Source organism: Achromobacter sp. T5-5, assembly GCF_055397965.1.
On record NZ_AP027919.1, the window covers coordinates 1,614,431 to 1,637,914 of the forward strand.

Here is a 23,484-nt window from a genome sequence, read left to right on the forward strand (position 1 = left end):
CATGCCCAAGCGTACAGACCTAAAAAGCATTCTCATCATCGGCGCCGGCCCCATCATCATCGGGCAGGCCTGCGAATTCGACTACTCCGGCGCGCAGGCGTGCAAGGCGCTCAAGGCCGAGGGCTTCCGCACCATCCTGGTGAACAGCAACCCGGCCACGATCATGACGGACCCGGAAACGGCCGACGTCACCTACATCGAGCCCATCACCTGGCAAGCCGTCGAAAAGATCATCGAGCGTGAAAAGCCCGATGCGCTCTTGCCCACCATGGGCGGCCAGACCGCGCTGAACTGCGCGCTGGACCTGGCCCACCACGGCGTGCTCAAAAAGCACAACGTGGAACTCATCGGCGCCAACGAGCACGCCATCGAAAAGGCCGAAGACCGCCAGAAGTTCAAGCAGGCCATGACCGACATCGGCCTGGAATCGGCCAAGTCGGGCGTCGCCCACAGCATGGACGAAGCCTGGGAAGTCCAGCGTCGCATCGCGGCTGAAGTCGGCACGTCCGGCTTCCCCGCCGTGATCCGCCCCAGCTTCACGATGGGCGGTTCGGGCGGCGGCATCGCCTACAACGCCGAAGAATTCGAAACCATCTGCCGCCGCGGCCTGGAAGCCTCGCCCACCAGCGAACTCCTGATCGAAGAGTCGCTCCTGGGCTGGAAGGAATTCGAGATGGAAGTGGTCCGCGACAAGGCGGACAACTGCATCATCGTCTGCTCCATCGAAAACCTGGACCCGATGGGCGTGCACACGGGCGACTCCATCACCGTGGCGCCGGCCCAGACGCTGACCGACAAGGAATACCAGATCATGCGTAACGCATCGATCGCGGTGTTGCGCGAGATCGGCGTGGATACGGGCGGCTCGAACGTGCAGTTCGCCGTCAATCCCAAGAACGGCCGCATGATCGTCATCGAGATGAACCCGCGCGTGTCGCGTTCGTCGGCGCTGGCGTCCAAGGCCACCGGCTTTCCCATCGCCAAGGTCGCCGCGCGCCTGGCCGTGGGCTACACGCTGGACGAGCTCAAGAACGAAATCACCGGCGGCGCCACGCCCGCCTCGTTCGAACCCTCGATCGACTACGTCGTCACCAAGGTGCCGCGTTTCGCGTTCGAAAAATTCCCCACCGCCGACGCGCGCCTGACCACCCAGATGAAGTCCGTGGGTGAAGTCATGGCCATCGGCCGCACCTTCCAGGAATCGTTCCAGAAGGCCCTGCGCGGCCTGGAAGTCGGCGTCGACGGCCTGAACCAGAAGACCACCGACCGCGAAAAGCTGCAGGTCGAGCTGGGCGAACCCGGTCCGGAACGCATCTGGTACGTGGGCGACGCCTTCGCACAAGGCTTCACGCTGGACGAAGTGCACAACATCACGCACATCGACCCGTGGTTCCTGTCGCAGATCAAGGAAATCGTCGACATCGAACTGGCGCTCGAGCAAAAGACGCTGGCCGACCTGGACTACGCCACGCTGTTTGAACTGAAGCGCCGCGGTTTCTCCGACCGCCGCCTGGCTTTCCTGCTGGATTCCTCGGAATCCGAAGTGCGCAAGCTGCGTCACCAGTTGAACGTGCGTCCGGTCTACAAGCGCGTGGACACCTGCGCCGCCGAATTCGCCACCCGCACCGCCTACATGTACTCCACGTACGAAGAAGAGTGCGAAGCCGCGCCCACCGATCGCAAGAAGATCGTGGTGCTGGGCGGCGGCCCGAACCGGATCGGCCAGGGCATCGAATTCGACTACTGCTGCGTGCATGCCGCGCTGGCGCTGCGCGACGACGGGTACGAGACCATCATGGTCAACTGCAACCCGGAAACCGTCTCCACCGACTACGACACGTCCGACCGTCTCTACTTCGAGCCGCTGACGCTCGAAGACGTGCTGGAAATCGTGCACAAGGAAAACCCGGTCGGCATGATCGTCCAGTACGGCGGCCAGACCCCGCTGAAGCTGGCGCGCGCCCTGGAAGCCAACGGCGTGCCCATCATCGGCACCAGCCCGGAATCCATCGACGTCGCCGAAGACCGCGAGCGCTTCCAGAAGCTGCTCAACAAGCTCGGCCTGCGCCAGCCGCCCAACCGCACCGCGCGCACCGAAGGCGAGGCCCTGGCCCACGCCGCCGAGATCGGCTATCCGCTGGTCGTGCGTCCCAGCTACGTGCTGGGCGGCCGCGCCATGGAAATCGTCCACGAGCAGCAAGACCTCGAACGCTACATGCGCGAGGCCGTGAAGGTCAGCAATGACTCGCCCGTGCTGCTGGACCGCTTCCTGAACAACGCCACCGAAGTCGACGTGGACTGCCTGTCCGACGGCGAAACCGTCTTCATCGGCGGCGTCATGGAACACATCGAGCAGGCCGGCGTGCACTCGGGCGACTCGGCGTGCAGCCTGCCGCCGTACTCGCTGTCGGCGGATGTCATCGCCGAGATCAAGCGCCAGACCACCATGATGGCCAAGGCCCTGAACGTCAGCGGCCTGATGAACGTGCAGTTCGCCATCCAGGGCGGCGACGTCTACGTGCTGGAAGTGAACCCGCGCGCCTCGCGCACGGTGCCCTACGTGTCCAAGGCCACCGGCCTGCAACTGGCCAAGATCGCCGCGCGCGCCATGGCCGGCCAGACCCTGGCCGCGCAAGGCATCACGAAGGAAGTCGTGCCGCCTTACTTCTCGGTCAAGGAAGCCGTGTTCCCGTTCGTGAAGTTCCCGGGCGTGGACACCATCCTCGGCCCGGAAATGAAGTCGACCGGCGAAGTGATGGGCGTGGGCATGAGCTTCGGCGAAGCCTTCGTCAAGTCGCAGCTGGCCGCCAGCGTGCGCCTGCCGGAATCTGGCACGGTGTTCATCAGCGTGAAGAACCAGGACAAGCCCCGCGCCGTCGAAGTGGCGCGCGGCCTGCACACCCTGGGCTTCAAGCTGGTTGCCACGCGCGGCACGGCCGCTGAGATCGAAGCCGCCGGCATCCCGGTGCAGGTGGTCAACAAGGTCAACGAAGGCCGTCCGCACATCGTCGACATGGTCAAGAACGGCGAGATCTCGCTGGTCATCAACACCGTCGAAGAGCGCCGTAACGCCATCGCCGACTCGCGCACCATCCGCACCCAGGCGCTGGCCGCCCGCGTGACCTTCTTCACCACCATCGCCGGCGCCCGCGCCGCGGTCGAAGGCATGCAATACCTGCGCCAGGGCCTCGGCCTGCAGGTCTACCCGCTGCAAGAGCTTCACGCTTCCCTGCACGGCTAAGCCGCAAGTCGACGTTAGGGCACGCGAGAGCGTGCCCTAATTCTTTGCAACGCCACAACCGCTTCGGGCAATCATGGACAGAGTCTTCATCACCGGGGCCAGCAGCGGCCTGGGACGCGCCCTGGCGCAGCAGTACGCGGCCTCGGGCGCGACGCTGGGCCTGTTGGGCCGGCGCGAGGACGCGCTGCGCGAACTGGCGGCAAGCCTGCCCGGCGCGCACCGCTGCTATGCCGTGGACGTGCGCGACCGCCAGGCGCTGCATGCCGCTGCGCAGGACTTCATCGGATTCTGTCAGGGCAGGGTGGATGTGGTCATCGCCAGCGCGGGCATCAGCGCGGGCACGCTCACGGACCATGGCGAGGACTTCGACGTCTTCAAGGCCATCGTGGACACCAACCTGTTGGCCACCGTGTCCACCTTCGAACCCTTCATCGCGCCGATGCGCGAGGCAGGTGCGGGCCGGCTCGTCGGCATCGCCAGCGTGGCCGGCGTTCGCGGGCTGCCCGGCGCGGGCGCCTACAGCGCCTCCAAGTCCGCCGTGGTGACCTATTGCGAAAGCCTGCGGCTGGAACTGGCCGCGCAAGGCATCCGTGTCGTGACGATCGCGCCCGGCTACATCAAGACGGCCATGACGGCCCACAACCCGTATTCAATGCCCTTCCTGATGGAAGCGGACGCCTTCGCCCAGCGCGCGCGGGCGGCGATCGACCGGGGCACGACCTACACCGTAATTCCGTGGCAGATGGGCGTGGTCGCCAAGCTGATGCGCCTGCTGCCCGACGCCGTCTACGACCGGCTGGCGCGCAACGCGCCGCGCAAGCCGCGCAAGACGGGGTAGATCCGCCGGTGTCTGGCACCGGCCCCGTGGCCAGTACCTCAAGGCACCACGTCGTCGCCCACTTCAGCGGCAATGTGCGTCACGTCGCCCCAGTCCAGCACTTCCCATTTCCGGCCTTCAACGCCGACCCGGTTGATGCTGACATTGAGCAGCGCCGCGTCGCGCGGCGCGTTCAGCGGCACGCCCGATGCGTGGCGCCAGATGATGTCGAGCACGCCGCCATGGGTAAACAACAGGATCCGCTCGCCTTCGTGGCGGCTGGCGATATCGTCGACCGTGGAAATCACGCGCGACTGGAACTGGCCCAGCGCCTCGCCGCCGTCCAGCGGCCGCAGCGGATCACGGCTCTTCCAGGCCGCGGCGGCCTCGGGCGCCAGGACGTCGATGCGCTCGTGGTCCAGTCCTTCCAGCACGCCGAAACCGCGTTCGCGGATGCCGGGTTCCACCCGCACGCGCAGGCCCAATTGCTCGGACACGGGCACGGCGGTCGCATGCGCGCGTTGCAGGTCGCTGCTGTAGATGGCATGGATGGGCGTATGCCGGGCCTCTTCGCGCAGGCGCGCGGCCAGCAGGCTGGCCTGGTTGACGCCGAATTCGTTCAGGGGGATGTCTTGCCAGCCTTGCAGGCGCCGCTGGCGATTCCAGTCGGTTTCGCCGTGGCGGATGAACCAGATTTCAGTCATTGCAATACTTGTTGCGGGGATTGAGCCTCATGCCTGCGCGGACGCGATAGGCGCGCGCGGCTTCCAGATGACTTGAATGATCGAGCTTAACGCGACCAGCGCGGGCTCGCTAGCGCGTTCGTAGGGCAGCATGAAGCCCAGCACGGCGTCGACCCGCGCCTGGCCCCACACGATGAAGTCGCTGGAGGCCGCGCCCGCCAGCGCGGTTTCCTCGCGCAGCAGCGCGCAGCCGGCGCCCGCCCGCACCAGCGCGTCCAGGTTGGCCTGGTCGTCGTTCTGCATCACCACGCGCGGCGACAGGCCGTGGCGTTCGAACATGTCGCGCAGCAAAAGATGCGTGTGGCTGCCGGAAGGTCCGTCCAGCCACGGCAACTGCGCCACCTCCCGCCAGCCGCCGCGCTTGAGCACGGCGGCATGTTCGGCGGGCATCGCGATGCGGTAGCGCACGCTGCGCAGCGGCTGCCACAGCACGCCGCGCGGCGCGTTGGCCGCGATGGTCAGCGCGGCCGGCAGCCGCCCGGTGCTGACCTGTTCGGCCAGCGCCGCGGCGGGCTGCGTCTGGGTCTTCAATTCCACCAGCGGCAGGCGCTGCGTGACGGCCGAGGCCAGCTCGCCCAACCTCAGGAAATCCGGCTTCTCGCTGGGGACGCCCAGTTCGACGATGCCATGCAGACTGCCTTGCAACTGCCGGGCCTCGGACTTGAATTGCGCGCCCAGGACCAGCAGGGACTCGGCCGTGGGCAGGAGCACTTCGCCCGCCTTGGCCAGCGCCAGCCGGCCGCCGCTGCGGTCGAACAGCGCCACGCCCAGGCTCTGCTCCAGCGCCTTGATCTGCGCGGTCACCGCGGGCTGCGTCAGCGACAGCGCTTCGGCCGCCTTCGTCAGGTTGCCCAGCCGGGCGACCGTGACGAACGCGCGGATCTGATAGATTTCCATGGCCGGCAGTGTAGGTCAGGCCGCCAGCAGCCGCACCTGGGTGGGTTCCAGTCCGACCGACACCGGCGCCCCCGCCGGAAACGGCGACAGACCGGCCAGGTGCGCCTGGTCCGCCGTCAGGCGCTGTTCGCCCACCTGCACCTGATAGCGCGTGAACTCGCCCAGGAATTCGCTGCTTTCCACGATGCCCGGCAGCCACACGTAGCGCGCGTCGCCCAGCCCATCCGCCATTTCGATCTGCACCGTGTGCGGCCGGAAACTCGCCGCCAGCCGCGAGGCCGCGGGCGCGTCGCCCGTCAGCGGCAGCTGCAGGTCGCCCACGCCGTCCACCGCCAGCGTCAGGCTGCTGCTGGTGCGCTCGCGCACGTTACCCTCCAGCACATTCATCGTGCCCACGAAATTCGCCACGAAGCGGTTCACCGGGTAGTCGAACAGCGTGCTGGGCGCGCCGATCTGCTGCACTACGCCGTGGTCCAGCACCGCCATGCGGTCGGCCGTGGTCATGGCTTCTTCCTGGTCGTGCGTCACGAAGATCGTCGTGATGCCCAGGCGCCGTTGCAGGCTCAGCAGATCCTGGCGCATCTGCACGCGCAGCTTCTTGTCCAGGTTGGACAGCGGCTCGTCCAGGAGCAGCACCTGCGGTTCGATGACGATGGTGCGCGCCAGCGCCACGCGCTGCTGCTGCCCGCCCGACAATTGGTTGGGACGCCGCTTGGCATACTGCGACAACCCCACTAGGTCGAGCGCGGCCTCGACCTTGGCGCGGATCTCGGCGCGCGGCAGCTTGCGCTCGACCAGCCCGAACGCCACGTTGTCCCACACCGTCATGTGCGGCCACAGCGCGTAGTTCTGGAACACCATGCCGATGTTGCGATGCCAGGGCGGCGTGCCGCTGATGTCCTTGCCGTCCACCAGCAACTGGCCCGCATTGTGCCGGTTAAAGCCCGCGATCAGCCGCAGGAGCGTGGATTTGCCCGATCCGGATGGTCCGAGCAGCGCAAAGAACTCGCCCGGCTCGACGCTGATGCTGACGTCCTTGAGCACTTCGGTCTTGCCGTAGGAAAGCTGGATGTTGCGGCATTCAACGCTGACTTTCTTCATGCGGATTCCCCTTCATTGCGCGCCGGCCGCTGACGCGCCGAGGCGCGATCCACCAGCAGGTGCGAGATGTACGTGCCGATCCCCACGGCGACAACCGCCAGCACGCCGAGCGCGGCGCCCGGCCCGCGGCCGGCCGCGCTCTGCATGTACAGGTAGATGCCGTAGCTCATGGGCGCCTGGCTGTCTTTGGTGACGAGCATGATCGTGGCGGACAGCTCCACGGCGGCGGTGACGAAGCTGGTCACAAAGCCCGCCAGCATGCCGCCGGCCATCAGCGGCACGACCACGCGGCGGATGGTGCTCATGCGCGGGGCGCCCAGGGATTGGGCCGCTTCCTCGAGCGACACATGGATCTGCTGCAGCGCCGCCACGCACGAGCGAAGCGCATACGGCAGCCGGCGCACCGAGTACGCCAGCATGATGATGATCCACGACGAGGTCAGCAGGGTGCCCGTGCCCGGCAGTTCGATGCCGCGGAACGTGCGCAGAAAGCCGATGGCCAGCACGATGCCCGGTATCGCCAGCGCGGCGGACGCCAGGAAGTCCAGCCACTGGCGCGCGGGCAACCGGGTGCGCAGCATCAGGTAGGCAATGGCCGTGCCCACGATCACGTCGATGCCGGCCGCCAGGCCGCAGTACAGCAGCGTGTTGGCGATCATGCCCTGCGATTCGGAGAACACCGCCGCATAGTGCGCCAGCGTGTACCCGTCGGGCAGCGGGGCATAGCTCCAGACGCTGGCCAGCGACAGCAGCAGCACGCCGATGTGCGGCGACAGCACCAGCAGCAGCACCAGGATGATCCAGCCATACGCCAGCACGCTTTCCACCGGCCCCAGCTTGCGCTTCTGGATCGAATTGCCGCCCTTTTGCAAGGTGGAATAGTCGCGCCCCTTGAGCACCCGCGCCGACAGCCACAGCGCCAGGATCGAGAAGCCCACCATGATCACGCTGATCACATAGCCCAGCGGATCCTCCAGCCCGACCTGCGTGATGCGCAGGTACGCCTGCGGGGCCAGCATGTTGGTCGTGCCCAGCACCAGGGGCGTGCCCAGGTCGTCGAAGACCTTCACAAAGACCAGGGATGCACCGGCCACGTAGCCGGGCAGGGCCAGCGGAAAGATCACGCGGCGGAACAGCCGGAACCCGCGCGAGCCCAGGTTGAACGCCGCTTCCTCCATCGCCCCGTCGATGTTGCGCAAGGCCACCACCAGGTTCATCAGGATGAAGGGGAAATAGTGGATGGCTTCGACGAAGATCACGCCGTTCAGGCCCTCCATGAACGGGATCGTGAAGCCGAACCAGTCGTTGAGCAGCAGGTTCACGCTGCCCGAGCGGCCGAAGATGAGCTGCATTGCCACCGCGCCGACGAAGGGCGGCATGATGAGCGGCAGCACCCCGAGCGTCTGGATCAGCAGCGCCCCGCGAAAGTCGAAGCGCACCGTGAAGTACGCCAGCGGCACCGCGATCAGCGACGCCAGCAGCGCGGACCAGCCCGCCACGTACAGGCTGTTGAAGAACGCTTCCCGCATCAGCGGCTGGTTGAAGAATGCCCCGAAGTGGCCCGTGGTGAAACTGCCGTCGGCGTTGACGAAGGCGCTGTGAAACACCGTGCCCACGGGCACGAGCAGAAACAGCAGCAGAAAGCCCAACACCAGCAGCGCCGCCATGACGGGGCCGGCGGGCAGGCGCGAGTGGCCCGAATGATTCATCGAGATTCCCGAAATCGTTTGCCAGGAAAGCGGCGCGGAACGCGGCGGGCAGGTCAGGCCCGCCCGCCGCGTTCCACGCAGCCGATCAGAGCGCGGCGGCCTGCCGTGCGAGCTTTACGGCTTCTTCGTAGTTGGCGCGCGCGCGGCCATTCCACTCGCCTTCGAGCTGCGTGATCTGCTGGTTGACGGCAGCGTCCTTCTTGTTGCCGGCGAAGATCGCCAGGAAGGCGGGGTCGGCCGCCCTCTTGCTGTCGATCAGCGGCGCCCAGGCCAGCTTGCGCGCCTGGTCCAGCAGTTCGGCCGCCTTGCCGGTCTTGGCCTTGTCGCCCAGCTTGGCCTCGGCGTCGTAGATGGCCTTGGTGGCCGCCTGCAATTCCTTCAGCCGGAACGTGACGGTCTGGTCATACAGGGACTGCACGACGTAATAGCGCGACTGCGACAGGTCGGCATCGAAATGCACCTTGCTGCGCTTGGCGATTTCCGCCGGATCGGGATAGCCCGGCGGGATCTTGCCGGCCAGCGCCGAATACGGCAGCACCGGCAGGCGCGAGATCTTCGGCTCCAGCAGCAGCTCCTGGCCGGCCTGGCTCAGGGTGAAGGCAATGAACTTCTTGCCTTCCTCGGTGTTCTTCGCGCCCTCGATCAGCGCAATATTGGCCGGGACGATGGCCGTCTCGGACGGGTAGACGAACTCGACCGGGAACTTGGAATACTTGCTCGACAGGCCAAAGAAGTCGATCACCGGGCCGGCGCCGAACTGGCCGTTGTTCACGCCGTCGGGCACGCCGAAAGACCGCTCGGTCACGGCGCTGCTGTTGCCGGACATGCGCAGCAGCGTGCGCCAGCCCTCATCCCAGCCTTCGCCCTGCAGGATGGTCTCGACCGTGAGGTGCATCGTGCCCGAGCGCGACGGCGAGGTGATGCCGACGTGGCCGAACCACTTTGGCGACAGCAGGTCCTTCCATTCGGTGGGCGCGGGGATCTTGTGCGCCGCGATGTAGCGGGTGTTGTAGATGATGCCGTAGCCCGCCAGCGCCTGGCCCAGGTACATGCCGCCCGGGTCGTTGATGGGGTAGCTGCCGATCTTGTCCGGCACGTCCTTGTTCGCCACGTCGGCCGACCTGGCCAGCAGCTTGTCGCGGCCCAGCACTTCGAACGCATCCGGCGCGCTGGCCCAGAACACCTCGGGGCGCTGCCCGGCCGGCGTTTCGCGCACGTAGGCGATGCCCGACACCGTGTTCTTGTTCAGGATTTCCAGGGTGATGCCCGGGTTGGCTTTCTCGAACGCGGTCTTGTAGGCCTGGGTCAGATCCTTGGGGAACGACGTGATCACCGTGACGGTGCCGGCCAGGGCCGGCGCCGTGCAGGCGGCCAGCAGCGCCCCGGCCAGGGCTGTGCGCATAGCGTGCATGGTTTGTCTCCGTGGTTTTAGATTTGTCTGGAGACAGTACCGGCTGGTCCCACCAGCGTCCAATCAGAAATTTTGATGCGCGCCATCAGGGATGGCGCCGCCGTGCGGGTCCCGGTCAGGCAGTGGCGGACACGCCGCCCTGAGCCGCGCGCGCCTGCTGCGCCAGGACCTTCGTGATCTGGCCCTGGATCTGCACCGCCTGCGCATTGAGCGCCATGACCTGCTGCGCCTTCATCTCGGCCGACATGCCGCTCGCCTGGACCTTGGCGATCTGGTCCATGATGCGTTTGAGCTGCTTCTGCAACTCCTTGATCTGGCGGGTGTATTCGTCTTCGTTGTCGGTTTCTTCGGTCGCCTGCGCGTTGGCGACCTTGGCGGCGCCCGGGTTGTTGACGCGGATCTTGCCCTCATCGGTCACGGACACGGCGTCCTGGCCGGACGCGTTCTTGGCTTCCTTGTTGGCCTGGATCTTCTCGGCCCACAGGTCGGCAAGGCTGCCGATCCGGGAGGTGCCGCTGATGCTGTTGATCGCCATGACTGCTCCTGTTGCGTCGGGATTTCGGGTTTTCCATTAATACGGCAATCGGAGCCCGAAACTTAAACGTTGCCCGGTCTCGATGGCCCCCTTTACACTGGCGCCCGCTCGCAGTCCGAAACCCTAATCCGTACCATCCCCCGGGGAATCCATGTCCAATTCCTACTTTCCGCGCTGGCGCCTGGCAGATGATGCCGAGCCCGGCGTCATCATCGCGCCCGACGAACGGCTTTCCTGGCCCAAGAACGTGGCCATGGGCGCCCAGCACGTCGTCGCGATGTTCGGTTCGACCGTCCTGGCGCCCTTGCTCATGGGATTCGACCCCAACGTCGCGATCCTCATGTCGGGCATCGGCACGCTGATCTTCTTTTTCTTCGTCGGCGGTCGCGTGCCCAGCTACCTGGGTTCCAGCTTCGCGTTCATTGGCGGCGTCATCGCGGTGACCGGCTATGCCGGCGTGGGGGCGAATGCCAATATCGGGGTGGCCCTGGGCGCCATCATCGCTTGCGGCCTGGCCTACACGCTGATCGGGGTGATCGTCTGGATCGTCAACGCCCGCGCGGGCGGCGGCGCCAACTGGATCGACACCCTCATGCCCCCCGTCGTGACGGGCGCGGTCGTCGCCGTCATCGGCCTGAACCTCGCGCCCATCGCCGCCAAGGGCGCCATGGGCGCCTCGGGCTTTGACAGTGTCATGGCGATCGTGACGATCGTGTGCGTCGGCGGCATTGCCGTCTATACGCGCGGCATGGTGCAACGCCTGCTGATCCTCGTCGGCCTGATCCTCGCCTGCGTCGTGTACGCGGTCCTGGCCAATGGGCTGGGTCTGGGCAAGCCCATCGACTTCTCGGCAGTTTCCGCGGCCGCGTGGTTCGGCCTGCCGAAATTTTCCGCGCCGGTTTTCAAGGCCGAGGCCATGGGCCTGATCGTGCCGGTCGCCATCATCCTGGTGGCCGAAAACCTGGGCCACGTCAAAGCCGTCAGCGCCATGACGGGACAGGACCTGGACCGCTACCTGGGCCGGGCGTTCGTCGGCGACGGCGTCGCCACGATGGTCTCGGGCGCGGTGGGCGGCACGGGCGTCACCACGTATGCCGAGAACATCGGCGTGATGGCCGTCACGCGCATCTACTCCACGCTGGTCTTCGTGATTGCGGCCCTGATCGCCATCGTCCTGGGCTTCTCGCCCAAGTTTGGCGCGCTCATCCAGACGATTCCCGGGCCCGTGCTGGGCGGCATGTCGGTTGTCGTGTTCGGCCTGATCGCCATCGCCGGCGCCCGCATCTGGGTGGTCAACCAGGTCGATTTCACCGACAACCGCAACCTCATCGTGGCCGCCGTCACCCTGGTGCTGGGCGCGGGAGACTTCACCGTCAAGCTGGGCGACTTCACGCTGGGCGGCATCGGCACCGCCACCTTTGGCGCCATCATCCTGTACGCGCTCCTGCGCCGCAAGACGTAGCGGCGCGCAAGCCCGGGTTTTCGCCGCTTCGCCTTCGCGTGACCAAATAACGGGTTTACGCGGGTTACAGCGGTGAAATCCGCCGAAAAGGCCGTTTTCTCCGGTGGCTTGCAATTCCCGTTGAGTTTGACCACAATAGGGTCTTGATTGCCCCGGTTCCGACCCGAGCCGGGGTTTTGTTTTGGTCGCCCGCGCCGCTTGCCCGTTGTTCACGTATCAGACGGCACGCGCGCCGGTCCTGCGACCTTCACCGAGAACGCTCCTTCGGGGCGTTTTTCTACTTTTGTTTGGGAAACGACATGTCTGCCATTCCTTTGACCGTGCGCGGGGCCGAGCGCTTGCAAGAAGAGCTCCAGCGGCTGAAAACCGTGGAACGTCCTGCCGTGATTAACGCAATCGCCGAAGCTCGCGCGCAGGGTGATCTGTCGGAAAATGCCGAATACGACGCAGCTCGCGAGCGCCAGGGTTTTATCGAGGGCCGGATTGCCGAGCTTGAAGGCACGCTTTCCAATGCTCACATCATCGATCCGTCGGCGCTAGAGGCCGAAGGCCGCGCTGTGTTTGGCGCGACCGTCGACATCGAAGACCTGGATTCGGGCGACCGCGTCACCTACCAGATCGTCGGCGACGTCGAGGCCGATATCAAGTCGAACCTGATTTCCGTGTCCAGCCCCGTGGCTCGCGCACTGATCGGAAAGAGCGAAGGCGACGTCGTCGAGGTCATGGCCCCGGCTGGCGTGCGCGAATATGAAGTCCTGGGCGTGCGTTACATCTGACGCAAACGTCACTAGCAGTAAAAAGTCAAACCACCTAGGCCCGGACGCAACGTTCGTCTGAATTCCGCGGTACATTGCGGATCGCTATGGTGGACCGGGCGCGCGTAGCGCCCGTTTTTGTGCCTGGATCTACCTTTTGGGCGTCCTGCGGCTGGTGCCGCTGCGAGCGCCGGCCCGCAGGCTGAGCGCGCTGCCAGTACGGCGCGGAATGCCGGAGCCTGCGGCAGCGGGGCGCTTGTTGGAGGGGCGCATGGGCTTGCCCTTCTTGTTGAGTTCGTCCTGGGGGACGTAACGCTTCTTGGCGGGCTGGGGCTCTTCGGTTTCGGAGCGGCGCGGACGCTTGGCAAGGGTGCGGCCCTCTGCGGCCAGCTTCTTGGGCGTGTACGGCTCCGAAGCGCGGCGCTTGGGCGCCGGCTGGGGTTCCTGGGCGGCCAGCGCGGCGGGCTTGATGTTGCCAGGCAGGGGACGGAACAGAATCAGGGTCTTGCCCAAGTGATGCACGGGGGCGCAGGACAGCGTGTCGCAGATCGTCGCCAGCATGGCGTCGCGGGCTTCACGGTCGTCGCCGCCGGCGCGCACCTTGATCAGGCCATGCGAAGTCAGCGCCAGGTCGATTTCCTTGAGCACGGCGTCGGTCAGGCCGTTGTCGCCGATCAGGACGACAGGGCGCAGAGGGTGAGCGGCGGACCGCAGGTCGCTGCGCTCACGAGAGGTAAGTTCTAATATAGGCATGCGTGGAATTGTACGGTAATGGCCAAGAATAAATTCTCTAAAGACTGGATTCACCAGCACATCAACGATCCCTATGTGAAGCTGGCGCAACAGAAGGGCTACCGCGCCCGCGCCGCCTTCAAACTGATCGAGATTCTCGACACCGAAAAGCTGATGCGCCGGGGGGATCTGGTCGTCGACCTGGGGTCCGCCCCGGGCAGTTGGTCGCAGGTGGCGCGCGAACGGCTCGCGGGGCCAGGCGGCGTCGTGGACGGCCGCATCATCGCGCTGGACATCCTGCCCATGGAGCCCGTGGCGGGGGTGGAATTCATCCAGGGCGACTTCCGCGAAGAAGAAGTTCTGAAACAATTGGAAGACATGGTCGGATCCCGCGCGGTGGACCTTGTTATTTCCGACATGGCCCCCAACTTGTCAGGCGTGGGTATTGCCGATTCCGCGCGCATCCAGCATGTTTGCGAACTGGCAATGGAATTTTCCTGCGCCCATTTGAAGCCCAACGGGGCGCTGATCGTCAAGGCTTTCCATGGCACCGGCTTTTCGCAGATCGTGGAATCCTTCAAGAAGCGCTTCAAGCGGGTGGTCGAACGTAAACCGAAGGCGTCTCGGGATAAATCCTCAGAAACCTTTCTGGTGGCGCGCGATCTGAAGTAACGACATCCGCATTCCACATCCGGGGCGCGCGCCCCGGCCAAGAAAACTCCGTCCCGCCGAGACAACGACCAGAAAACTCAAGAATCAAATGTAATTAAATGGGCCCCACGGCTGCCAGGACGCAACCTCGTCCGTCAGGGTAGAATGGGCTATTGACATACTTGTGACTGTGCCATACGCGGGTGCACAGTCGCCGGTCGGAATCGAAAGCAGGAGATCGACCTTGAACAATTCATTTTCCAAAGTCGCTGTCTGGATGGTGATAGCCCTGGTGCTGTTCACCGTCTTCAAACAGTTCGACGGACGCGCCCAGACACAGGACGGCGTGACCTACACCCAGTTCATGGACGACGCCAAGGCGGGACGTATCCGCAAGGTCGACGTCCAGGGCGACGTGCTGTACGTCACGCCTGACGCGGGTCGCGCCTACACGCTGACTTCCCCCGGCGATCTCTGGATGGTCTCCGATCTGCTGAAGTACGGCGTGCAGGTCTCGGGCAAGCCGCGTGAAGAGCAGTCGCTCCTGATGAGCATCTTCGTGTCGTGGTTCCCCATGCTGCTCCTGATCGGCGTCTGGGTGTTCTTCATGCGCCAGATGCAGGGCGGGGGCAGGGGCGGCGCATTCAGCTTCGGCAAGTCGCGCGCCCGGATGCTCGACGAGAACACCAACCAGATCACCTTCGCCGACGTCGCGGGCTGCGACGAAGCCAAGGAAGACGTCCAGGAACTGGTCGACTTCCTGCGCGACCCCAGCAAGTTCCAGAAGCTGGGCGGTCGCATTCCGCGCGGCGTGCTGATGGTGGGCTCGCCCGGTACCGGCAAGACGCTGCTGGCCAAGGCCATCGCCGGCGAAGCCAAAGTGCCGTTCTTCAGCATCTCCGGCTCCGACTTCGTTGAAATGTTCGTCGGCGTGGGCGCGGCCCGTGTCCGCGACATGTTCGAAAACGCCAAGAAGCACGCCCCCTGCATCATCTTCATCGACGAAATCGATGCGGTCGGCCGCCAGCGTGGCGCCGGTCTGGGCGGCGGCAACGACGAACGCGAACAGACCCTGAACCAGATGCTGGTTGAAATGGACGGCTTCGAGTCCGGCCAGGGCGTTATCGTGATCGCCGCGACCAACCGTCCCGACGTGCTGGATCCGGCGCTGCTGCGTCCGGGCCGCTTCGACCGCCAAGTGGTCGTGCCGCTGCCCGATATCCGCGGCCGCGAGCAGATCCTGAAGGTCCACATGCGCAAGGTGCCGCTGTCGCCCAACGTCGACGCGACCATCCTGGCGCGCGGTTGCCCGGGCTTCTCCGGCGCTGACCTCGCCAACCTGGTCAACGAAGCCGCGCTGTTCGCCGCTCGCCGCAACGGCCGCACGGTGGATATGTCCGACTTCGAAAAGGCGAAGGACAAGATCATCATGGGCGCGGAACGCCGCTCCATCGTGATGCCCGAAGAAGAACGCAAGAACACCGCGTACCACGAGTCCGGCCATGCGATCGTCGCGCGCATGCTGCCCAAGACCGATCCGGTCCACAAGGTCACCATCATCCCGCGCGGCCGCGCGCTGGGCGTGACGATGCAGTTGCCGGAAACCGACCGCTACAGCATGGACAAGGGCCGTCTGCTGTCCACGATCGCCGTGCTGTTCGGCGGTCGCATCGCGGAAGAAATCTTCATGGACCAGATGACGACGGGCGCCTCGAACGACTTCGAACGCGCCACCGCCATCGCCCGCGACATCGTCACGCGCTACGGCATGACCGACGAACTGGGCCCCATGGTCTACGCCGAGAACGAAGGCGAAGTCTTCCTGGGCCGCAGCGTCACCAAGACCACGCACATGTCCGAAGCCACCATGCAGAAGGTGGACACCGAGATCCGCCGCATCATCGATGAGCAGTACGGTGTTGCGCGCAAGATCCTGGAAGACAATCGCGACAAGGTCGAAGTCATGACTTCCGCGCTGCTCGAATGGGAAACCATCGACGCCGACCAGATCAACGACATCATGGAAGGCCGCCCGCCGCGTCCTCCGAAGACGCCGCAAGGCCCGTCGGACACGTCCGACACGCCGCCGACCGGCCTGGCTGCAGGTGGTAACACGGCAGCCGCAGTCTGAGGTTCGTCGTTCTGGTTTATGGCAAATAACTTCCTTTGCGGGCGCTTCGAGTTCGAACTCGAGCGCCCGCTTGTCATGGGCATCGTCAATGTCACGCCGGATTCGTTTTCCGATGGCGGCCAGCACGACGATACCGATTCCGCCGTGGCGCATGCGCGCCAGTTGATCAGCGAAGGCGCCCAGATCCTGGATCTGGGGGGCGAATCCACCCGGCCGGGGGCCGACCCCGTTTCCGTCGCCGATGAATTGGACCGCCTGCTGCCGGTCGTGGAGGCGTTGCGCGAGTGCGGCGTGCCGCTGTCCATCGACACCTTCAAGCCCGAAGTCATGCGGGCCACGCTGGATGCCGGCGCGGACATGATCAATGACATCTACGGCTTCAGGCAGCCCGGCGCCATCGAGGCCGTGTCGCAATCGCGCTGCGGCCTGTGCGTCATGCACATGAAGGGCGAGCCCCGCACCATGCAGGCCTCGCCGCCCGAGTACACCGACCTGATCGGTGAAATCGGCCTGTTCCTGGGGGCACGCGCGCAAAAGCTGCGCGCGGCCTGGATCGATCCTCGCCGCATCGTGCTGGACCCGGGCTTCGGGTTCGGCAAGACGGCAGACCAGAACTTTCAACTGTTGCGCCGGCTGTCCAGCCTGCGCAGCACCGGTTATCCATTGCTGATCGGCCTGTCGCGCAAGAACATGATCGGCCAGGCCACCGGCCGGCCCGTCGGCGACCGGCTGCCCGGCAGCATTGCCGCCGCGCTTGCCTGCGTCGCGCGTGGCGCCTCCATCGTGCGCGTGCACGATGTTGCGGCCACGGTGGATGCGCTTAAGGTATGGCAGGCGGCTGAACAAGGAGCAATCAGTTCATGATTCGACGTAAATATTTCGGTACCGATGGCGTGCGCGGCGAAGTCGGCGGCCCGGTGATCAACGCCGAGTTCGCGCTGCGGTTGGGCTACGCGGCTGGCCGCGTGTTGGCGCGTGAGCACGCCGTGCGTGGCGCGAGCCGTCCCCAGGTCGTCATCGGCAAGGACACCCGCATTTCCGGCTACATGCTGGAATCCGCCCTGGAAGCGGGCCTGTCCGCCGCCGGCATCGACGTGCTGCTGGCCGGCCCGATCCCCACGCCTGCCGTGGCGTACCTGACGCGCGCCCTGCGCCTGGTGGCCGGCATCGTGATCAGCGCATCGCATAATCCCTACCAGGACAACGGCATCAAGTTCTTCTCGGCGCAGGGCATGAAGCTGCCCGACGACATCGAGGCCGACATCGAGGCCGCGCTGGACGAACCCCTGGGCTGCGTCAGCTCGGAAGGACTGGGGCGCGCGCGCCGCATGGGCGACGCCCAGGGCCGTTACATCGAGTTCTGCAAGAGCACGTTCCCCAACGACCTGGACCTGAACGGCATGACCATCGTGGTCGACGCCGCCCACGGCGCCGCCTACAACATCGCCCCGCACGTCTTCCGCGAACTGGGCGCCGAGGTCCACGCGATCGGCGTGCATCCCGACGGCTTCAACATCAACAAGGGCGTGGGCGCGCTGCACCCGGAACTGCTGGCCAAGGAAGTGAAGGCCCGCGGAGCCCAGTTGGGCATCGCGCTGGACGGCGACGCCGACCGCCTGCAGATGGTGGACGGCGAGGGCCGCATCTACAACGGCGACGAGCTCATGTACGCCATCGTGCGCGAGCGCATGCAGCGCGGCAAGGTCGAAGGCGTGGTTGGCACCCTGATGACCAACTTCGGCTTCGAGCGCGAAATGAAGCGCCTGGGCGTGGGTTTTGACCGCGCCAACGTGGGCGACCGCTACGTGCTGGAACAGATGCAATCCCGCGGCTGGCTGTACGGCGGCGAAAGCTCCGGCCACCTGCTGTGCCTGGACTGCCACTCCACCGGCGACGGCATCGTGGCCGCCCTGCAGGTGCTGACGGCGCTGCGCCGCAATTCGGTCAAGCTGGCCGACTGGGTCAGCGACCTGCGCATGTATCCGCAGAAGATGATCAACGTGCCGCTGACCCCGGGCCTGGACTGGAAGACCCACGCCGGCCTGACGGCCGCGCGCCAGTCCGTCGAAGCCGAACTGGATGGCCGGGGCCGGATCCTGATCCGCGCGTCGGGCACCGAACCCAAGCTGCGCCTCATGGTGGAAGCCGAGGATGAGGCCCTGGCGAACGTTTCCGCGGAGAAGCTTGCGGCAAGCCTGGGGTAAACCCTGAGTTTTCGTTTTAATATGTGGGCCACGCGTCGTTAACGATGCGTGGCCTTCGTTTTTGGCGGTGTCCAGAATTTGTTTGTTGAGACGGGCTTGCGTCGGCGGAATTAGAAAATTTCCGGTCCGCCCTAAGCTTCATAGTCACGTAACATATCGGTCAAGTCTTTGACATACAGGGCGTCCACACTGGCTGGACTCTCTAGGAGCTTCGCGCAATGCTGGAACTAGCACGCATCAATCCGAGCCGTAATGCCGCAGAACCCTGGACGGGGGGCGCCCCGAAGGTCCTGGCGGTCGGCCTGGCGCGCACCACAGAAGAGATAGAGCAGATACAACGTCTGCGCTATGACGTCTTCACCGAGGATATGGGCGCGGTCTTCCCGGACGCGCACGATGGCATCGAACAGGACCGCTTCGATCCCTTTTGCGAACATCTCATGGTCCGGGAAATCGAAACCGACCGGGTCGTCGGCACCTACCGGATCCTGACCCCGGAAAAAGCGCGCGAAGCGGGCGGCTATTACTCGCAGTCCGAGTTCGACCTGTCCGGCCTGGGCGCCATCCGCGACGAAATCGTCGAGGTCGGCCGCTCGTGCACCCACGCGGACTACCGCGGGGGCGCGGTCATCATGTTGCTGTGGTCCGGCCTGGCCGAATACCTGCGCCGCGGCGGCCACGAATACGTGCTCGGTTGCGCCAGCGTGAGCCTGCGCGACGACGGCGTCACGGCGGCCGAAGTGTGGCGCACCGTGGCCAAGTACATGCCGCAGGGCGACGATCCGCGCGTCACGCCCTTGCACCGCTACCCCGTCGAAAAGCTCAACAGCACCTTGCCGGCGCGGGTTCCGCCCTTGATCAAGGGCTACCTGAAGCTGGGCGCCAAGGTCTGCGGCGAACCGGCATGGGATCCGGACTTCAATGCCGCGGATTTCCCGGTGCTCTTGAAGATGGAGCGCATGGACGAGCGCTACCGCCGCCACTTCGGCCTGGACCAGCCGGTCGTCGTGAATACCCAGCGTTAGAGCCAGAGACCATGCGCCGCCTATTCCGCCGGATGACGATCAGACTGATACGGCGGGCCACCAGGCCGCTGCGCATGGAACTGCGGCGGCTCGATCGCGAAACCGATCTGTCGCCCTTTTGAATGGCCGGGCGGCCGCGCCGCCCCGGCCTTTCAGAACTCCAGCAGTTCGAACGAAAATCCGACCTTGTTCCACTCGGCTTCTTCCGCGCGCAGCGTGAAGTCGCTCAAGGGGTGTTCGGCCAGCCATTCGCGGTTGACCCGCACCACGATGGAGTTGTCGCGCACCGAGGCCGTCAGCGGCAGGGGCTCGATTTCGCCACGGCGCCGGAACAGCAGCACGGCCAGGCGCAGCGCAAGAATGGCTTTCCATTGCGGGCGCGTGCGCACCAGCGGCTCCACCTTGCCGAGCTTGCCCTGGTGTCCCAGCGCCAGCAAGGCCAGCAATTGCTGGTCGGCGCGCGAAAAACCCGGCATGTCGGCGTTTTCCAGCACGTAGGCGGTGTGCTTGTGATACGCGTTGTGGGCGATCGACAGGCCCACTTCGTGCAGGTCGGCCGCCCAGCCCAGCGCGGGCCGCAGTTCGGCACGCTCCGGGCCCTCGGGGAACATCGCGTCGAACAGGTTCAGGGCGGCGTTGCGCACGCGGCGCGCCTGGTTTACATCGACGTGGTAGCGTTTCATGAACTGGCGCACCGATTCATCGCGCTTGTCGTGTTCGTCGTCGCGGCCCAGCAGGTCGTACAGCACGCCCAGGCGCAGCGCGCCGTCGCCCGTGTGCATGACGTCGATGCCCAGTTCGTCAAAGAGGGCGCTCATGATGGCTAGGCCGCCAGGCAGCACGTCGGCCCGCTCGATCTTGATGCCGGGCAGTTCGGACGGAATGACGCGGCCCGAACGCACGATGCGGTCCTTCAGCTTGGTCAGGCCCGCCCGCGTGATGCCGCGGTCGGAATAGCCGCCCTCGGTCAGGATGGCAAACAGCGCCTTGGCGGTGCCCGACGAGCCATAAGCCTCTTTCCAGCCCGTCTTGCGGTACTGCTTGGAGATGACTTCGATTTCGCGGCGGGCGGCCAGTTCGGCCTGCTTCATCTGGTGCGCGTCCACCACGCCGTCCGAAAAGAACTGGCGGCTGTAGCTGACGCAGCCCATGTAAAGCGAGGACATCAGGCCCGGTTCATGGCTCTTGCCGATGATGACTTCGGTGGAACCGCCGCCGATGTCGATGACCAGGCGCTTGTTGGGGGAGGGGGGCAGGGTGTGAACGACGCCCGTGAAGATCAGGCGTGCCTCTTCGCGTCCGGCAATGACTTCAATCGGGAAGCCCAGTGCGGCTTCCGCCCGGGGCAGGAAGTCGCGCGTATTGCGGGCGACGCGGAATGTGTTGGTGGCAACCGCGCGGACCCGGTTGGGATGGAAACTGCGCAGTCGTTCGCCGAATCGCTCCAGGACGGCGATGGCGCGGTCGATGGCGTCGTCGCCAAGCCGCTTGTCCGCGTCCAGGCCAGCGGCGAGTCGGACGGTTTCCTTGAGGCGGTCGATTTGATAGATCTGGGGCGTACCGTCCTGCTGAACGATGCGTCCGATGGAAAGGCGAAAGCTGTTGGACCCGAGGTCCACCGCGGCCAGAAGTTGATCCATGCGGCTCGTAAATATTGGCTGTAAGGTGGACCGATTATAGAGATCCCATGTGACAACGCCTTCGGTTCAGCGTTTTCGCTTACGTAACAAGGGTTTGGGAGCATTGCGGCGATGTGCCATACGTCCCGCATTTGGCGTACGCTAACGATTTGCATTGTCATGGAAGCGTCACGATTTTGCAGTAAAACTGCACGCTCCTCTTTCCCATGGAATCCGGTATGCCCTCACGCCCGCCTGGCGAGCCTCTGCTCATGAATCGCGAATTGTCGCTGCTCAAGTTCAATGAACGGGTGCTGGCGATGGCGGAGAACCCCAAGACGCCGCTGCTGGAAAGGCTGCGCTACGTGTGCATCGTCAGTTCCAACCTGGACGAATTCTTCGAAATCCGGATTTCCAGCCTCAAGGAACAGCAGCTTCAGTCGCCCAACCTGGTCGGCCCGGACGGCATGACGCCGGACCAGGCATTCGACTGCGTGCAGCAGGCCGTGCACGAGCTGGTCGGCCGCCAATACAACCTGCTCAACGACGAGATCCTGCCGGCCATGCATGCGGAGGGGATCACCCTGCATCATGCTTCCGAGTGGAATCCGCAGCAGCAGGAGTGGGCGCGCGAGGTCTTTCACCGCGACGTGATGCCGCTCCTGACCCCGATCGGGCTGGATCCCGCGCACCCGTTTCCCCGGGTGTACAACAAGAGCCTGAATTTCATCGTGTCGTTGTCCGGGGCCGACGCCTTCGGCCGCCAGGCCTCCATCGCGATCGTCCAGGCGCCCCGCGCGTTGCCGCGGCTGATCAAGATGCCCCAAGAGCTTTCCGGCCAGCCGGAAGGCTACATCCTGCTCACCTCCCTGCTGCGGGCCTTTGTTGGCGAACTGTTCCCGGGCCTGGAAATGCTGGGGTGCTATCAGTGGCGCGTCACGCGCAACAGCGACCTCTTCGTGGACGAGGAAGAAGTCACCAACCTGCGCCACGCGCTGCAGGGGGAATTGTCGCAGCGCAACTTCGGCGCGGCGGTGCGGCTGGAAATCGACAAGCTGACGCCGGTCGAGCTGGAAAACTTCCTGCAGCGAGAATTCTCGCTCAAGCCGGACGACACCTACCGCGTGCCCGGCCCGGTGAACCTGTCGCGGCTGATGCAGCTCTGCAATTCGGCAGCCCGGCCGGACCTGCTGTTTCCCGAGTATCGCGCGCCCGTTCCGGCCCCCTTCGACAAGGTGGGCGACAAGCCTGCCGAGCTTTTCGAGGCGGTGGCCGAGCGCGACCGGCTGCTGCATCACCCTTACCAGTCATTCCAGCCGGTCATCGACTTCCTGACCGCCGCGGCGCTGGACCCCGACGTGATGGCCATCAAGCAGACCATCTACCGCACCGGCGAGGACTCCGAACTGATGAAGATCCTGCTGGCCGCGGCGCGGGCCGGCAAGGAAGTGACGGTGGTCGTGGAGCTGATGGCGCGCTTTGACGAGCAGACCAACATCAACTGGGCCTCCAAGCTGGAAGAGGTGGGGGCGCACGTGGTCTACGGCGTGGTGGCGCACAAGACGCACGCCAAGATGGCCGTCGTGCTGCGCCGGGAAAAAGGCCGTTTGCGCCGCTATGCCCACCTCGGCACGGGCAACTACCACCCGCGGACGGCGCGCCTCTATACCGATTTCGGGCTGCTGACCGCGGATCCCAAGCTGTGCGAGGACATGGACATGGTGTTCGCGCAGCTCACGGGGCTGGGCGCGCGCCGTGCGCTCAAGTCGCTGATGCAGTCCCCGTTTACCCTGCACGAAGGCATGGTCGCGCTGATCCGCGCGGAGGCGCGCGCCGCCAAGGCCGGCAAGCGTGCGCGCATCATGGCCAAGATGAACTCCCTGCTCGAAGAGCAGATCATCGAGGAACTCTACAAGGCCAGCCAGGCGGGCGTGAAGATCGACCTGATCGTGCGCGGCGTCTGCGCGCTGCGCGCCGGCGTCCCGGGGTTGTCCGAGAACATCCGCGTGCGCTCCATCGTGGGCCGCTTCCTGGAGCACTCGCGCGTCTTCTACTTCTATGCCGACGGGGAAGAGACGGTATACCTGTCATCCGCCGACTGGATGGACCGCAACTTCTTCCGCCGGGTCGAGATCGCGTTTCCCGTCTATGACAAGACGCTCAAGAAGCGCGTCATCGACGAAGCCTTCACCTATGCGCTGCGCGACAATCAGCTCGCCTGGCAGCAGCAGCCCGACGGCGACTACGCCCGCGTCAAGAGCCGCGGCCAGCCCTATAACCTGCACCAGTTCCTGATGCAGAAGCTGGGGGTCTGACCCTTCGCCACGTAAAAAGGGGTTTGTCCCTGGATAGCCACGGCCGCCTGGCAAATGCCCGGCGGCCGTGTCATTTTCGAGGCGTCGCGACGTTTCATGAACAGTATGTGACTGTCATGGTCTTGTCACGTTGGGC

At 65.3% G+C, this 23,484-nt stretch carries 18 protein-coding genes; 10 read left to right on the top strand and 8 right to left on the bottom strand.

Features of this window, described 5'->3' with window-relative positions; all coding sequences use genetic code 11:
* Nucleotide 1: 1 nt before the first annotated feature.
* Entirely contained in the window at nucleotides 2-3,241 is a 3,240-nt protein-coding gene (carB, locus tag ACZ50Q_RS07280) for a carbamoyl-phosphate synthase large subunit (RefSeq protein ID WP_076515863.1), read from the top strand.
* Between the two features lie 73 nt (nucleotides 3,242-3,314).
* On the top strand, nucleotides 3,315-4,079 hold the full coding sequence (locus ACZ50Q_RS07285; protein WP_464081010.1) for an SDR family oxidoreductase: 765 nt from the start codon (nucleotides 3,315-3,317) through the stop codon (nucleotides 4,077-4,079).
* 38 nt (nucleotides 4,080-4,117) lie between these two features.
* On the opposite strand, the gene ACZ50Q_RS07290 is transcribed toward ACZ50Q_RS07285, so the two are convergent.
* The 6 genes from ACZ50Q_RS07290 to ACZ50Q_RS07315 all read right to left on the bottom strand — a co-directional run bounded on the left by ACZ50Q_RS07290 (nucleotide 4,118) and on the right by ACZ50Q_RS07315 (nucleotide 10,454).
* Nucleotides 4,118-4,762, bottom strand: a complete 645-nt coding sequence (locus tag ACZ50Q_RS07290) for a histidine phosphatase family protein (protein ID WP_076515859.1) — start codon at nucleotides 4,760-4,762, stop codon at nucleotides 4,118-4,120.
* 27 nt (nucleotides 4,763-4,789) lie between these two features.
* Nucleotides 4,790-5,698 (bottom strand): LysR family transcriptional regulator, encoded by a 909-nt coding sequence (locus ACZ50Q_RS07295; protein ID WP_464081011.1) that lies wholly within the window; start codon nucleotides 5,696-5,698, stop codon nucleotides 4,790-4,792.
* A gap of 15 nt (nucleotides 5,699-5,713) precedes the next feature.
* Nucleotides 5,714-6,799 (bottom strand): ABC transporter ATP-binding protein, encoded by a 1,086-nt coding sequence (locus ACZ50Q_RS07300; RefSeq protein ID WP_076515855.1) that lies wholly within the window; start codon nucleotides 6,797-6,799, stop codon nucleotides 5,714-5,716.
* Nucleotides 6,796-8,508, bottom strand: a complete 1,713-nt coding sequence (locus ACZ50Q_RS07305; RefSeq protein ID WP_464081012.1) for an ABC transporter permease — start codon at nucleotides 8,506-8,508, stop codon at nucleotides 6,796-6,798. Before ACZ50Q_RS07305 ends, ACZ50Q_RS07300 begins: the two co-directional genes overlap by 4 nt.
* A gap of 85 nt (nucleotides 8,509-8,593) precedes the next feature.
* Nucleotides 8,594-9,919, bottom strand: coding sequence for an ABC transporter substrate-binding protein (locus ACZ50Q_RS07310; RefSeq protein ID WP_464081013.1), 1,326 nt, complete (start codon nucleotides 9,917-9,919; stop codon nucleotides 8,594-8,596).
* A gap of 115 nt (nucleotides 9,920-10,034) precedes the next feature.
* Nucleotides 10,035-10,454: a FlxA-like family protein gene (locus ACZ50Q_RS07315; protein WP_076515849.1), complete on the bottom strand. Its 420-nt coding sequence runs from the start codon at nucleotides 10,452-10,454 to the stop codon at nucleotides 10,035-10,037.
* 151 nt (nucleotides 10,455-10,605) lie between these two features.
* Here ACZ50Q_RS07315 and ACZ50Q_RS07320 point away from each other — a divergent pair, with 151 nt between their 5' ends.
* Both ACZ50Q_RS07320 and greA read left to right on the top strand, forming a co-directional pair.
* Complete coding sequence (locus tag ACZ50Q_RS07320) at nucleotides 10,606-11,916, top strand: solute carrier family 23 protein (RefSeq protein ID WP_464081014.1); 1,311 nt, start codon at nucleotides 10,606-10,608, stop codon at nucleotides 11,914-11,916.
* A 299-nt stretch (nucleotides 11,917-12,215) separates the two neighbouring features.
* Nucleotides 12,216-12,692 carry a transcription elongation factor GreA gene (gene greA, locus ACZ50Q_RS07325; protein WP_076515845.1) on the top strand — a complete coding sequence of 159 codons (477 nt, stop codon included), beginning with the start codon at nucleotides 12,216-12,218 and terminating at the stop codon, nucleotides 12,690-12,692.
* Nucleotides 12,693-12,821: 129 nt separating this feature from the next.
* On the opposite strand, the gene ACZ50Q_RS07330 is transcribed toward greA, so the two are convergent.
* Nucleotides 12,822-13,424: a YhbY family RNA-binding protein gene (locus tag ACZ50Q_RS07330; protein ID WP_076515843.1), complete on the bottom strand. Its 603-nt coding sequence runs from the start codon at nucleotides 13,422-13,424 to the stop codon at nucleotides 12,822-12,824.
* 18 nt (nucleotides 13,425-13,442) lie between these two features.
* Between ACZ50Q_RS07330 and ACZ50Q_RS07335 the strand changes: the two genes are divergently transcribed.
* From ACZ50Q_RS07335 to ACZ50Q_RS07355, 5 genes are all read left to right on the top strand, one after another.
* Nucleotides 13,443-14,075, top strand: a complete 633-nt coding sequence (locus ACZ50Q_RS07335; RefSeq protein ID WP_076515841.1) for an RlmE family RNA methyltransferase — start codon at nucleotides 13,443-13,445, stop codon at nucleotides 14,073-14,075.
* Between the two features lie 223 nt (nucleotides 14,076-14,298).
* Nucleotides 14,299-16,185: an ATP-dependent zinc metalloprotease FtsH gene (gene ftsH, locus ACZ50Q_RS07340; RefSeq protein WP_076515839.1), complete on the top strand. Its 1,887-nt coding sequence runs from the start codon at nucleotides 14,299-14,301 to the stop codon at nucleotides 16,183-16,185.
* An 18-nt stretch (nucleotides 16,186-16,203) separates the two neighbouring features.
* Nucleotides 16,204-17,049 (top strand): dihydropteroate synthase, encoded by an 846-nt coding sequence (gene folP / locus ACZ50Q_RS07345; RefSeq protein WP_464081015.1) that lies wholly within the window; start codon nucleotides 16,204-16,206, stop codon nucleotides 17,047-17,049.
* A complete protein-coding gene (gene glmM / locus ACZ50Q_RS07350; RefSeq protein WP_076515836.1) occupies nucleotides 17,046-18,389 on the top strand; it encodes a phosphoglucosamine mutase in 1,344 nt (447 codons plus the stop codon). Before folP ends, glmM begins: the two co-directional genes overlap by 4 nt.
* Nucleotides 18,390-18,607: 218 nt before the next feature.
* Nucleotides 18,608-19,414, top strand: a complete 807-nt coding sequence (locus tag ACZ50Q_RS07355; RefSeq protein ID WP_464081016.1) for a GNAT family N-acetyltransferase — start codon at nucleotides 18,608-18,610, stop codon at nucleotides 19,412-19,414.
* A gap of 152 nt (nucleotides 19,415-19,566) precedes the next feature.
* Here ACZ50Q_RS07355 and ppx read toward each other — a convergent pair whose 3' ends face one another.
* Nucleotides 19,567-21,054 carry an exopolyphosphatase gene (ppx, locus tag ACZ50Q_RS07360; RefSeq protein ID WP_076515832.1) on the bottom strand — a complete coding sequence of 496 codons (1,488 nt, stop codon included), beginning with the start codon at nucleotides 21,052-21,054 and terminating at the stop codon, nucleotides 19,567-19,569.
* A gap of 218 nt (nucleotides 21,055-21,272) precedes the next feature.
* On the opposite strand from ppx, the gene ppk1 reads away from it, so the two are divergent.
* Nucleotides 21,273-23,348, top strand: a complete 2,076-nt coding sequence (ppk1, locus tag ACZ50Q_RS07365) for a polyphosphate kinase 1 (protein ID WP_464081017.1) — start codon at nucleotides 21,273-21,275, stop codon at nucleotides 23,346-23,348.
* The last annotated feature ends 136 nt before the right edge of the window (nucleotides 23,349-23,484 follow it).